This is a genomic window from Marinobacter sp., from assembly GCF_052094685.1.
Lineage (GTDB): Bacteria > Pseudomonadota > Gammaproteobacteria > Pseudomonadales > Oleiphilaceae > Marinobacter.
In genome coordinates, this window is the sequence record NZ_JBQDKB010000097.1 from 1 (window position 1) to 12,425 (window position 12,425).

Below are 12,425 nucleotides of genomic sequence, written 5' to 3' on the forward strand. Positions count from 1 at the left end.
TTGCTGATTTATTTCCGTCGCTGGCGCAGGCGGGACATTGTCAGGCGACTTGCAGAGCGGCTGGCGCCCGGGGGACTACTGGTTCTGGGCCAGGGAGAGCTGACCGATTGGCAGCCCCCAGGCCTGCAAAAGGTACCCTCGGAACATGTACTGGCGTGGATAAAGCGCCAGACTGACGAAGAATAACCGGAGAGGTTATGGGCAATAACCATGACAGCATCGCCCTCGACTGGGTTCGGGGCGAGATACAGGACACGCTGACTCAGGGTCAGCTTGCGCTTGAGGCGTATGTCGAAAATCGTGACGACACTGCACGCCTGCGTTTCTGCCTGAACTATCTCCATCAGGTGCATGGCACCCTGCAGATGGTTGAGCTTTACGGTGCGGCTTTGCTGACCGAAGAAATGGAAAAGCTCACCCAAGCGGTGCTGAATAACAGCGTCGTCAGCGTGGACGAAGCCGTTAATGTCCTAATGCAGGCCATTTTGCAGCTTCCTCAGTACCTGGAACACTTGGCCAGCAGCCAGGACGATTTCCCTATGGTACTGCTGCCGCTATTGAATGACCTCAGGGCTGCACGGGGCGATTCCCTGCTTTCAGACACCTCCCTGTTTAAACCTGATCTGGGCCCATCTCGCATGCAGGTTGCAGGCAATGTGTCCCAGCGATTGCAAGACCCCAAAGTACTTGGTCATATTCGAAAGCTTCGCCAGATGTACCAATTTGCTCTTGCCGGCATCATTCGCGAAGAAGACCTGGACGCTCAATTCGTTTATCTGCAAAAAGTGATTCACCGGCTGACTCGCCTTTGCCAGAAAACACCCCGTGGAGAGCTCTGGACAGCTGCGGCGGCCTTCGTAGAAACGCTCCAGGCTAAAGCAAACCCGGTTAACGCTGCGGTAAAGTCTCTCCTTCGGGAACTCGACAGCGAGATCCGCCGTCTTACTGACGAACACGCGGATATTCTTGCGCAGCCAGCGCCCGACGCCCTGCTAAAGCACCTGCTTTATTATGTTGCACGGGCACGGGATCTGAATTCCGAACGAATTCGAGAACTACGCAGCCGATATCAGCTAGAAGAAGCCCTGCCCTCTGAAGACGATGTGGACGCAGCACGAAACCGGGTTTCTGGACCAGGTCGTGAGGCAATTCACTCGGTTGTCAGTGCACTCAATGAAGAGCTTGCCAAGCTGAAAGACCAGCTGGATCTGTTTGTGCGCTCAGAACTGAGCCAGAACAGCGAGCTTGAGGACCTTCTCCCCGGCATGGTGCAAGTGGGCAACACGCTTGCCGTACTGGGTTTGGGAATTCCACGAAAAATCATTACAGAACACATTGAACTGGTCGAAAAGCTCAGTGCACAGAGCGAGCTGGTCGACGACGGCACCCTGATGGACATCGCTGGGGCTCTGCTTTATGTGGAAGCTACCCTTGCTGGTTTGGACAGTGATCGGCCACCAGAACGTTCCGAAAACAGCGGAGACAACTTGCCTCTTAATCAGGGCTCCCGCGAGCTCGGCGAGGCCAGCAGCGCACTCCTGCGGGAATCCCGCAGCACGTTGGAGCAGGTAAAGTCTGCAGTCATCAACTTTATTGCATCCCAATGGGACACCCGAGAAGTCGAGCATGTCCCCGGCCTGCTCCACAGCATCCGCGGCGGCTTAAGTTTGGTGCCACTGGATCGAGTGGCCAGTATGCTGGCTTCAGCAGAGCGCTACATTTCAGATGTTCTGCTCAGCGACAAGCACGTACCCGACTGGATACAACTGGACACCCTCGCCGACGCGATTACCAGTATTGAGTACTACCTGGAGCGCCTGGCTGAAGGCATCAGTGGCAACGAAGACATTCTGCGGATTACCGAAGAAAGTCTCGCCCGTCTTGGCTTCCCGGTAGGGAAAGAACCCACTTGGGGCACAGAATCTGCCGATGAAGACGTCCCGGTCATAGCACCGATGGTTGCTGAGGAGCTGGAACCAAATACCAACGCCCCGACACAGCTGCCCGAAGCCAAAGAATCGGATGAAGAACTGCTAGACGACGAAATTCTTGGCATCTTTGTGGAAGAAGCCGAAGAGGTTCTGCAGACCATACACGAATTCTACCCGCGCCTGCGCCAGAGCCACGACGACCACCCGGCACTGACCGAAGTTCGCCGCGCGTTCCATACCCTCAAAGGCAGCGGGCGCCTTGTTGGCGCCAACAGCCTTAGTGAATTAGCCTGGTCTGTAGAAAACCTTCTCAACCGGGTAATTGATCAAAGCATCAAGCCAAACGACGATCTGTTCTCGCTGGTTGATGACGTTAACGCACGCATGCCTTTACTGATTCATGAATTCCGCGATGGCCAGGCCACCGGTGATGTAGCAGAGCTGATCGAGCGCGCGAAAGCGATGGCAACCACTCGTCGTAGCGATAGTGAGCAAGCCGGTGCTCCGGAAGCCCAGGTTCACGAACCTACCGCTGATGAAGTGCCAGCGCCAGAACAGGCAGCCGACAGTGACCAGCAGGACGATCTGATTGACGATGAAATCCTCGAAATCTTTGTCGAGGAAGCCGGCGAGGTTCTGGATACCATCCGGGAATACTTGCCCATGTTGCTTCGCCAGCACGATGATCGCAGCGCTCTTTCAGAAGTTCGCCGCGCATTCCACACCCTAAAAGGCAGCGGCCGCATGGTCGGTGCGTTGATTGTGGGTGAGCTGGCTTGGTCCATCGAAAACATGCTGAACCGTGTCATCGATGGCAGCATTTTCATGAACGACGACATTGCCGGCCTGCTGGATGAGGCAACTGGTGTTTTCCCGACTCTGGTCAGCGACTTTGAAAACCATCGGTCGCCCTCCGTTGATCCATCCAGCATTCAAGCCCGAGCAACCGCCGTAGCCAACGGTGAAATCCCTGACGCCAGCACGATGCCGGCCGCCGAAACCCACGATATTTCCGGCGCCGCCGCAATAGATCTGCCTGAAGTAGAATACGATGAGGACGAGAGCAGCGTTGACCCAGTGCTGCTGGATATCTTCGAGAGCGAAACAGAGACCCACCTTCAGACGCTTCGAGAGTTTTTGGCGTCTGCTAGCGACAAAATTAGCGTTTCTTATAGTGACAACCTATCCCGGGCTTTGCATACACTTAAGGGCAGTGCTCACACAGCGGGAATCGCCCCGATTGCGGCCATCATCGCCCCATTAGAACGCTTCATCAAAGAATCTCGCGCCCAGAACCTGCGCGCCGACTCCGAGGTGCTGTCGTTAATCGAATCCGCCTGCGACTTCCTGACACAAGGATTGGCACAGATACGCCAAGAGCCACAAACGTCGTTACCTGGCACCGAAGCGTTCCTGGAAAAACTGGAACATATTTCCAATGATAGGCTCCGCACCTTTAACGAAGAGACAAACCATGACGGTGAACAACCAGCGCCCTCTCAGCTGCTTCAGCTATTCCTGAATGAAGGCTTGGACATTGTTCTGGATGCGGATCTTATCCTTGTTCAGTGGGCCAACAACCCACAGGACCCAGGGTCACTCCATCGCCTCACTGCGGAACTTACCCAGCTAACCGATGCGGCGTCCGACGCTGGGCTGCCTGATGTAGCTGCTTTGTCAGAAGCTTTGCAAGAAGTCTACTCTGCGGCCCTCACCCGGGACGAAGCACCAGATGAACAGTTCTTCGCAACCATGGACAGCGCCCATGAATACCTGATCAACATGATGGATCAGGTTGCAGCGGGGCTGGCGATTGAGTCCAGCGATGAGCTGGTTTCCGAGCTCGAAGCGCTTACAAAATCTATTTCCGGGCCAGAAGCCGAAGCAACAAGCGTCTTTGATCAAGAGTTCACCGAAGACCTTGAAGAAATTGACCTCAGCTTCGACATGGATGAACTTGAGACGCCTGAAATGGAGGAAGTCCCTGGGGACTCTGACACCGAAACCACCGACAGCGAGATGGACGAAGAGCTCGCAGAAATTTTCCTTGAAGAAGCTTGCGATCTCATCGACAGCACGGCCGAGGCCCTGCAAAGCTGGAGCGAAGCTACCGGAAACCTGGATATCCTGCGCCTACTGCAACGGGATCTGCATACTCTGAAAGGCGGTGCGCGCCTCGCCGATATCCCATCGGTGGGCGATTTGGCTCATGAGCTCGAAAACCTATTCGAGGGGCTGACCGAACAGAGGCTGTCCGTTAACGATGAGCTTTCAGATCTTCTGTTCCGTTGCCATGACCGACTTGCCGGTATGGTTGACAGCATGGGCGCGAAAGAGCCTCCGCGCCCGGCACCGGATCTGATCAGCGAAATCTGCGCATACATGGATAACACTACCAGCTTGCGGGCGGTCACAAATGTGGCAGGGCCCGACGAGCCGGAAGGCACTGTATCCGATGAAGACTTATTGCCCGAGGCAGAGGTTGAGGATGCGACAGAGACCGATGAAGACGCGCATGTAGCCTACCTTTCCCACCTGGATCCGGAACTTATCGGCATCTTCCTTGAGGAAGCCTACGACCTGATCAACTCAACAGGCAGTGCACTGCACACCTGGAGTGAGAACCCGTCTAATCGTTCGGTCGCCGCAGAACTGCAACGGGACGTCCACACCCTCAAGGGTGGCGCACGTATGGCTGGAGTCGATTCTATTGGCGACCTGACTCACGTACTTGAAGACTTGTTCGAGAAGGTGGCAGAAGGCCAGCTTGAAGCCAGCAGTGCAATGAACAACCTGCTATTTGCCTGTCACGACCGACTTGCACAGATGGTTGAACAGGTTGCTACCCAAAAGCCCTGTCCACCCGCGAGCGATCTGGTGGATCAGGTTGAGGCTATTATCCGCGGCGAAGCAGCATCTGTAGTCGCTACGCCTGAGGAAAGCGAGCTCCCCACGTCGCTTCCAGAACCCACGTCGATAGAGGCCAACGACGACGAACTCACCAGCATCTTCCTGGATGAAGGTCACGAGATTCACGACGCCATCAGCGAGTGTCTCGATCAGTGGCGCGAAGATCCCGAGGCAATGGACGGCGTTGCCCAGTTGCAACAGGAACTGCACACCCTCAAAGGTGGCGCACGGCTGTCCGACGTTGACCCCATCGCGGAACTCGCGGAAGCCTGGTCCGGTGCTCTGGATACATTGCTATCTAACCCGGGTAACCAGAAGCTTCTGCTGACTCTCAGTGGTCGCGGCCTTGGCGATTTGAGATCCATGCTCAGTGAGCTGTCCCATGGCAACGAGCTGATTGCCGATCCGGAACTTCTTGCGGCCTTCAATAGCGCCCTGAACCCCGAACTTGAACGGCGCGATTTGTCACCGGAAGAAACGGCAAGTGCAGATCAAGAAGCCCTCGATCCGGAGATTCTGGAAATATTCCTGGAAGAAGCCAGCGAAATCATGGATCAGCTGGAGCAGCTCCTTGATGACTGGCGCAAAGATTCGGGCAACAACCACTTCAATCAAGAAGCTCAGCGCGCGCTTCATACGCTGAAAGGCGGAGCCCGCTTATCCCAACTCACTCTGCTGGGCGATAGAGCTCACACGTTTGAAACCCGCTTGATTGATCTGGGTGGCAACGCGCCTAACGACAGCCAGTGGCAGGCTATTACGGAAGATCACGACGGCATCATTGCTCTGGTTTCAGGCATAAGTGAACGCTTCAACTCCGGCGCCGCGGCCGTGGAGCCGACGAACGAGCTGTTATCGGCAACAGTAGCCCCCGAACAACCAGTAGAGGCAGTTGAGCAGCCAACACCCAAGCCTGCCCGAGCAAAAGCCCGCAACCGAGTTCCCGCAGCTCAGGAAACCATTAGGGTATCCGCACCTCTGCTGGACGATCTGGTTAACCTGGCGGGAGAAACCAGTATTACCCGTGGCCGACTAGAGCAGCAAAGTAGCGACTTCGGCCACACCTTGGATGAAATGGCTGCAACCATCGAGCGCTTGCGTGAACAGCTACGCCGGATGGATATCGAAACCGAAGCTCAGATTCTGTTCAGTGCAGAGAAAGAGCATGGCCCAGATTACGGTGAAGATTTCGACCCACTGGAAATGGACAGGTATTCGTCTATTCAACAGTTGTCGCGGGCTCTGACCGAATCGTCGTCAGACCTTGCAGATCTCCGCGAGACCCTGTCTGACCGGGTTCGGGATACCGAAACCCTGCTGGTTCAGCAGTCCCGCATCAATACGGAGCTCCAGGAAGGTCTGATGAAGACCCGGATGATTCCGTTTATCTCCATGGTGCCGCGCCTGCGTCGAATTGTGCGCCAGATCAGCGGCGAACTAGGCAAAAAAGTTGAATTTGATGTGCGCAATGCCGAAGGCGAAATGGATCGCAACATCCTGGAGCGCATGATTGCGCCGCTGGAACACATGTTGCGCAACGCCATCGACCACGGCATTGAAAGCCCGGCTGATCGACGGAAAAACGGCAAGGCGGAAGCCGGCGACGTAACTCTGTCTCTAGCTCGCGAAGGCGGCGATGTGGTTCTTCGTATGATCGACGACGGCGCCGGTATTCCTTCTGCCGTCATTCGGGACAAAGCCATTCGCCAAGGCCTACTGCGAGAAGATGAAGATCTCTCGGAACGGGAGATTCTCCAGTTTATCCTGCAGCCAGGATTCTCCACCGCACAGCAGGTCACCCAGATTTCCGGGCGTGGCGTGGGCATGGACGTGGTCGCCAGCGAGATCAAACAGCTCGGCGGTAGCCTGGACATCGAATCACAGCTTGGCAGAGGCACCGTATTTACCGTGCGCTTGCCGTTTACCGTGTCGGTAAACCGCGCCCTGATGGTGTCCACTGGCGAAGATTTCTACGCCATCCCGCTAAACACCATCGAAGGTATTGTTCGGGTGAGCACCTACGAGCTTGAAGAATACTACAAGCCAGACGCACCCATGTACGAATACGCAGGCCAAGAATATCGTCTGCAGTATCTCGGCAGCCTGTTGAACAGTGATCACCACCCCAAACTTCAGGGCCAGGCCCTGCCGCTGCCGGTGATTCTGGTTCGCGGTGCCGAGCAGCCCATGGCTCTACAGGTAGATAACCTGATGGGCAGCCGGGAAATCGTGGTTAAATCCCTTGGCCCACAGTTCAGTACCGTTCGCGGCGTATCCGGCGCCACCATTCTCGGTGACGGTAACGTGGTGGTGATTCTCGATCTGCCCGCCATGATCCGTTCCGACATTTTGTCTGAGCGCGAGCGCTTGGCGAATCTGGAGAAGGCACGGGAATCCGCCCGCTACGAAGAGCGTGCTACCGTGGTGATGGTGGTGGACGATTCGGTGACGGTCCGAAAGGTTACTTCCCGCCTGCTGGAGCGCAACGGCATGGAGGTTATCACAGCAAAAGATGGCCTGGATGCGGTTGCGCAACTACAGGATCATCAGCCGGATATCATGTTGCTGGATATCGAGATGCCGCGCATGGACGGCTTTGAAGTAGCCAGCTTTGTGCGGCACGACGATAACCTGCGCGATATGCCTATCTGCATGATTACGTCGCGGACCGGTGAGAAGCACCGTGAGCGGGCACTGGCGATTGGCGTAAACGAATACCTCGGCAAACCGTTCCAGGAGACCGAATTGCTGAAGACCATTGAACGGCTAACCGGTAAGCAGTAATGGCCGGCCCTAACGGTCGGGCTCAGGTCGGGATTGTGTCGGATGTTGTCCTGCAGAGACATCGCCTGCAGGCAGCCGCCGCCAAGTTCGACCTGGAAGTCTGCTTCTCCGGTGATTCTCAAAGGTTACAGAGTTATCCTGAGTTTCCAGAGGCCAGGCTTTGGCTTGTCACTCTGGAGGACGAAGCAGATCACCCTGCTCTGTTCGACTATCTCTTGGAGAACACCGAGGCGCCGGTTCTGTTTGGGCTGGATCAGGCTCCCGCATCCGGCAGCCCGGACTATTTCCGCTGGGAGCGAAGGCTTCTGGGCAAATTGGAACAACAGCTGGGGGATCTTGAGCAGCTGGACTCAAAGGTCAGTCTTGAAGAACTTGAAGTACAAGCGCCAGAAAACCCGGTATCGTCTGAGCTGCCTCGTTGGCTGACACCCGCAGCGCCAGATTCGGTGGCAGAAGATGTTTGGGTATTGTGCGCTTCGTTAGGTGGCCCGGCCGCCGTAAAGGCATTTTTGGACTGCCTGCCGCCAGGTTTGCCTGTGGGCTTTATATATGCCCAACATATTGATGAGAATTTTGCCGGGGTGCTCACCCGGGTACTTGGCCGCCATGCTCATTACAAGCTGCAGCATGCGGAAGAACATTACCGGGTAAAGAACGGCGATGTCGTACTGATGCCTGTTGAACACGAATGGAAATTCGACAGTACTGGCGTGCTTACGGAACAAGATACCCCCTGGCCTGGGCCTTATGGCCCCTCTATTGACCAGGTTCTGCTGAATACAGCGGATCACTACGGCGCACGCTGCCATGCCATTCTGTTTTCCGGCATGGGCAACGACGGCGTGATTGCAGCGCCTTTACTCAAAGCCTATGGTAGTCGGATCTGGGTTCAGGAGAGTACCAGTTGTGGCAATAGCTCGATGCCAGATTCCGTAGCAGCCACAGGCTGTGCCAGTTTTTGCGGTACGCCCGAACAACTGGCTCGAGAACTGATCAACACCATCGAAAAATCCTGCCTGCTGAAAGGTCGGCAAAAACGGGACTCCGCCTGAGGACACACGCAATGAATGACAACAGCCAAACCCTCTCCTGCGTTATGATTCCCGTAGGCGGGCGGCAGCTTTTACTACCCAACGTATCCATTGCAGAAGTGGTGGATTACGCCAGCAATGACGCAGGCGCAGGGGCTCCAGACTGGCTGGCCGGTCACTTGGAGTGGCGTGGGCTGAGCTTGCCCGTTATATCCTACGACGCCGCTAACGGTGGGAATCTCTCAATACCCGGTGATAACCGTGGCCGAATTGTGGTGCTCAACTCCATCAGCGACAACAACAAAAAACGTCGGTTCATGGCACTGATTACTCAGGGCATTCCGAGCCAAGTTCGTATTACCGAAGAACACCTTAAACAGCTGAATGGCGAAAATGGGCCTGCCGATCTCATGCAAGTTGATGTTGATGGCGAAGCTGCCTGGATCCCTAACTTAGACTACCTGGAATCTCTCGCCGGTGAATCGCGGGTGTAAGCGCAGAACCTGAAATCACACGACCAACACAACACCCAGGTTATTGTCTTGGCCCATGGCAGTGGGATCCTTGCAAATGTTATAATATTTCACTTTTGCAAATGCAGGATCCCGACCATGTCCGCCCGTGCGCTTCCGTACCGCCCTCATAATCACGACGCCTGTGTCAACCAGGCTTTGGCAGACGCCAGAGCAATCTGTCAGCAGAAAAACGCCCGCCTGACACCCACTCGTGAACGGGTGTTGGAGCTGATTTGGCAATCTCATAAGCCTCTCGGGGCCTACGATGTGCTTGCAGAACTTACCTCAGAAGGTCACAACGCTGCACCGCCAACGGTATATCGAGCATTAGATTTTTTGCAGCAACACGGGCTGGTACACCGTATAGCGTCGCTTAACGCATTTACTGGCTGCGCCCACGCCGGCGTGCACCACACGGGGATGTTTCTTATATGTCGCGCCTGCGGCAATGTTCTTGAGCTGACCGACACCTCAGTATCCACGGCGATACACAATGCCGCTGGCGCCGAAGCATTTCGCACCGAAGCCATCACACTAGAGGTAGCCGGCCTTTGCCCCGGCTGTCACGCGGAACCGCACCATGAGTGATGCACTGGTTGCCATCGAGAACCTTACCGTTCGCTTTGAAGATCGCCCGGTTGTTGATCGGGTAAATCTGTCACTGCACCGGGGTGATATCATCACCATCATCGGCCCTAATGGTGCGGGTAAAACCACATTGATCAAATCCGTGCTGGGCATACAGGCTGCGACCAGTGGTCGCGTAATACGCGCCAAGAACCTGATTATTGGGTATGTGCCCCAGGATTTGAGCCTTGAATCAACGCTACCGCTGAGCGTTAAACGCTTCATGCTACTCAGTGGCCGACCGCTGGCTGAGTGCACCTCTGCGCTGGCAAGAACCGGTGTTGGCCATCTGCTCAGCGCCTCAGTACACCATCTTTCCGGAGGCGAGCAGCAACGCCTTCTGCTCGCCAGAGCACTCGCGCGGAAACCGGATCTGCTGGTGCTCGATGAGCCGGCCCAAGGCGTTGATATCAACGGCCAAGCCGCGCTTTACGATCTAATTCGCCAGTTAAGGGACGAGCTAAACTGTGGCGTCATCATGATTTCCCACGATCTGCACCTGGTTATGGCAGCCACCGACAAGGTTATCTGCTTAAATCAACATATATGCTGCAGTGGATCTCCCGCAGACATCTCACACGACCCGGCGTTTATTGAAACCTTCGGCCGGCCGGTGGCCGAATCCTTAGCCGTGTATCACCACCATCACAACCACAGCCACGACCTGCATGGCAACATAGTCGGGGCCGAGCACGCAGATTCAGCCACCGGTCATGGGGAATGTCATCATGACCATCATTGATGCCGTTCTAAACGATTTCTTCTGGCGCGCCCTCATTGGTGGCCTAGGTGTGGCACTGATCGCCGGACCGCTGGGTTGCTTTGTGGTATGGCGGAGAATGGCGTATTTCGGCGACACTCTCGCTCACTCGGCACTTCTTGGAATAGCTTTGAGCTTTCTGATCAGCGTTCCGCTGAATCTCGGGGTTATGATGACCAGCGTTATTTTGGCCGTGGCTCTGTTGCTATTTTCCCGCAACAAAACCCTTGCCACCGACACGTTGCTGGGTATTCTTGCTCACAGTGCCCTAGCCATTGGTTTGGTCGCACTCAGCTTCATGCCAGACGTTCGCATCGACCTAACCGGCCTGCTATTCGGCGACTTGCTAGCCATGAACCGCAAAGATTTGCTGTGGATTTATGGCGGCGCCGTTCTTATTCTGACGCTATTAACCGCACTTTGGCGCGGCTTGCTGATGAGCACCATCCACGAAGAACTGGCCCGGGTAGAAGGTGTGCCGGTCGAGCGCCTACGCCTGCTGCTGATGCTAATGTTTGCGCTGGTAATTGCGGTTGCCATGAAGATGGTGGGTGTGCTGCTGATTACCGCATTGCTGATCATCCCTGCAGCGACCGCGCGCAGGTTGGCTAGCACTCCGGAGCAAATGGCGGCGCTGGCGGTGGTGTTTGGGTTTATTGCGGTGACGGGCGGGCTAAGCATGTCGTGGCACTTGGACACGCCTGCCGGCCCCTCTGTTGTGGTAACAGCCTTTGCCACCTTTGTGGCTATCTATGGTGGCGCAGGTCGGTTTTCAGCCCGGTCACTATAAGGGCTGGAGAGCATCCACCAAGCGGCCGGTTGCCAAGAGTTCCATAAACTCATCTCCCAAGCGCTCGCTCTCGGCGATCGCTCTGCGCCATGAGCGCTCCCTGCCAGGATCGTCTCCGGCGTAGGTTTCAAAATCCTTACGATCCGGCAGTTTGCGGTCTGGCAGGCGCTCCAGATAGTCCGAAGAAGGCGCCACCAGCAATACATCCTGCAGGCGTGTGGCATCGCCGCGTCGCCAAGGCAGGGCCTTATCAAACCAGCCAGGCACTATCCGGTCAGTAAAATGTGGGTATAAAACCACGCCCGGCTGCTCGTAAGGCAAATCAAGGTGGTAATCCAGAAGCCCCCCATCCCGGTATATGCCATTCGGTGCGCCCGGAATATCCCGAACACCAGACATCACCAGCGGAATGGACGCCGATGCCAGCAACGCTGGCATAAGATTTTCACGATTCAACGGGGTTTCATGGCGAGGAAATTCAGCCAACGATGACAGGGGCGCTTTCAGCCTGGCGTCGTGAAGGATGCCTCGTTCCATAAAGCGACTCAAGTGCCGCCGGCCGGCAAGGTTAGCGCTTATCGCACTCATCAAACCAAAGCCCAGGCGAGCCCTAGTGTCTGGCGCAAGCATGCCAAGGCTGCGGACAACCATCACGTTCAGTCGATACCACGGGTGCTCAAGAATATAGTCTTCCCGGCCTCCGATCAGTTCTTTGAGGAACAGAACACTCTGGCGAGTCACCTCAGCCGCACTCACTCCTTTCGAAAAACGCTGGGACGTATACAGTTCCGCCAGCCGAGTAAGCTGAGCCCGAGGGTTATTCGACGAAGCAACGGCCGCAAATCGCCAACTGCCCACGGATGACCCAATCAGTGATCGCTCTTGCTCAACCTGCGGCAACCAGTCACCAAAAATCGCCTTATCCAAGCCACTGAGCCCAAGAGCTTTGGGGCCACCGGCCGCACCAGGTATCACGTGCACATCATCTGGCGTAAGTGGCTTTTCCTGCAACCGCTCTATGGTTCGACGGCCTGCGCGAATGGTGAGCGCGGGGTCGCGGGTGTGGATGGCAGTCAT

At 55.9% G+C, this 12,425-nt stretch carries 8 protein-coding genes; 7 read left to right on the forward strand and 1 reads right to left on the reverse strand.

Going from position 1 to position 12,425, the window contains the following annotated elements:
* The 7 genes from ACTH3S_RS15475 to znuB all read left to right on the forward strand — a co-directional run.
* Positions 1 to 186, forward strand: a 186-nt coding sequence (locus tag ACTH3S_RS15475; protein WP_441809906.1) for a CheR family methyltransferase, incomplete at its 5' end; no start/stop codon positions are given.
* Between the two features lie 11 nt (positions 187 to 197).
* Positions 198 to 7,625, forward strand: coding sequence for an Hpt domain-containing protein (locus ACTH3S_RS15480; protein ID WP_441809907.1), 7,428 nt, complete (start codon positions 198 to 200; stop codon positions 7,623 to 7,625).
* A complete protein-coding gene (locus ACTH3S_RS15485) occupies positions 7,625 to 8,677 on the forward strand; it encodes a chemotaxis protein CheB (RefSeq protein WP_441809908.1) in 1,053 nt (350 codons plus the stop codon). The genes ACTH3S_RS15480 and ACTH3S_RS15485 overlap by 1 nt, the downstream gene beginning before the upstream one ends.
* 11 nt (positions 8,678 to 8,688) lie before the next feature.
* The gene (locus ACTH3S_RS15490) at positions 8,689 to 9,150 is read left to right on the forward strand and encodes a chemotaxis protein CheW (RefSeq protein ID WP_441809909.1); all 462 of its coding nucleotides are present in this window, start codon (positions 8,689 to 8,691) and stop codon (positions 9,148 to 9,150) included.
* Positions 9,151 to 9,267: 117 nt separating this feature from the next.
* Positions 9,268 to 9,759, forward strand: coding sequence for a Fur family transcriptional regulator (locus ACTH3S_RS15495; RefSeq protein ID WP_441809910.1), 492 nt, complete (start codon positions 9,268 to 9,270; stop codon positions 9,757 to 9,759).
* Positions 9,752 to 10,540, forward strand: coding sequence for a zinc ABC transporter ATP-binding protein ZnuC (gene znuC / locus ACTH3S_RS15500; RefSeq protein ID WP_441809911.1), 789 nt, complete (start codon positions 9,752 to 9,754; stop codon positions 10,538 to 10,540). The genes ACTH3S_RS15495 and znuC overlap by 8 nt, the downstream gene beginning before the upstream one ends.
* Positions 10,527 to 11,348 (forward strand): zinc ABC transporter permease subunit ZnuB, encoded by an 822-nt coding sequence (znuB, locus tag ACTH3S_RS15505; RefSeq protein ID WP_441809912.1) that lies wholly within the window; start codon positions 10,527 to 10,529, stop codon positions 11,346 to 11,348. The genes znuC and znuB overlap by 14 nt, the downstream gene beginning before the upstream one ends.
* On the opposite strand, the gene ACTH3S_RS15510 is transcribed toward znuB, so the two are convergent.
* A partial coding sequence (locus tag ACTH3S_RS15510) for a patatin-like phospholipase family protein (RefSeq protein WP_441809913.1) occupies positions 11,343 to 12,425 on the reverse strand: 1,083 nt, incomplete at its 5' end. The genes znuB and ACTH3S_RS15510 overlap by 6 nt on opposite strands.